The organism is Ruminococcus sp. AM26-12LB, from assembly GCF_003480785.1.
GTDB lineage: Bacteria > Bacillota > Clostridia > Lachnospirales > Lachnospiraceae > Blautia_A > Blautia_A fusiformis.
Window position 1 is genome coordinate 1 of record NZ_QUJX01000037.1, and the last position, 1,064, is coordinate 1,064.

At 56.4% G+C, this 1,064-nt stretch carries 2 protein-coding genes; both read right to left on the reverse strand.

The genetic code is table 11. From position 1 onward, the window contains the following. Positions 1-776, reverse strand: a 776-nt coding sequence (locus DW694_RS16605; protein WP_147420744.1) for a HAMP domain-containing sensor histidine kinase, incomplete at its 3' end; no start/stop codon positions are given. Further along, positions 773-1,064, reverse strand: a 292-nt coding sequence (locus DW694_RS16610) for a winged helix-turn-helix domain-containing protein (RefSeq protein ID WP_147420745.1), incomplete at its 5' end; no start/stop codon positions are given. The genes DW694_RS16610 and DW694_RS16605, both read right to left, overlap by 4 nt.

Here is a 1,064-nt window from a genome sequence, read left to right on the forward strand (position 1 = left end):
TTCCCGCCTGCCGGGGTGTACTTCACCGCATTGTCCAGCAGGTTAAAGAGGGCTTCCGATGTCCACTTGCTGTCATGGGAAACGGTCAAATCCTCCGGGCAGTCCACGGACACGGCGATTTCCTTTTTCTCCGCTGCATACACGATCCCACTCATGGCCTGTGCCACGGTATCAAAGAGGCGGCCCGGTTTCTTGTCCAACTGGATCACGCCTGTTTCCAGACGGGAGGTTTTCACAAGGGCCTGAAAGAGAAAGTCCAGCTTATCCGTCTGGCTGCGGATTCCCCGGATAAAGTCGGTGCGCTCTGCCTCGGCCATAGGCTTTTCCAGCAGGGTGTCCGTCGCCATTTTCAGATTGCTTACCGGCGTTTTCACCTGATGGGAAATATCCGATACAAGGGTCTGTAACTCCTGCCGTTCCTCGTCCACCCGGCGGCGGTTCTCCTGCATGATCTGGTAGAGCCTTGCCAGACGGTGCCCAATTCTGGCAAGCTGGGTTTCGCTGTCCTCTGGGCGCTGGGGCGCTTCATTCCCGGCGATCATGTGGTCTAAGGTCTGGCACAGGTCAGCGGTAAACTGCGACAGCCGCTTTCCAAACGCCTGCGTCAGTACGAAAATCCCCACAAGGGCACACAGCAGCAGCGCCCCGCCTGTCAGCAGCACCGCCGTCTGTTTTGTCACAAAAAACAGGACTATGGTGATCCCGGACATGGAGAGGACAAGCCCTATTGCCACCCGGCCAAACAGCCGCTTTACCGAGAGGTTTTGAACCTTCATTTTGCCTCGCCTCCCGTCCATTGATAGCCCATGCCGTAAACAGTCTTGATGTAGGGTGCGCCGCCGTCGGATTCGATCTTGCTGCGAATCCGGCTGATGGAGGTTGTCAGGGTGTGTTCGTCTACAAACCTCTCGTCTATATCCCACAGCTTTTCCAAAAGCTGCCCACGGGTCAGCACTTGCCGGGGATTTTTACGAAACAGGTTCAGCATTTTGTACTCCATCGGGGATAGGGTCAGGGGCTTGCCGTTTAGGGAAGCCGTCTGCTCCGAGAAGTCCAGAAACAGC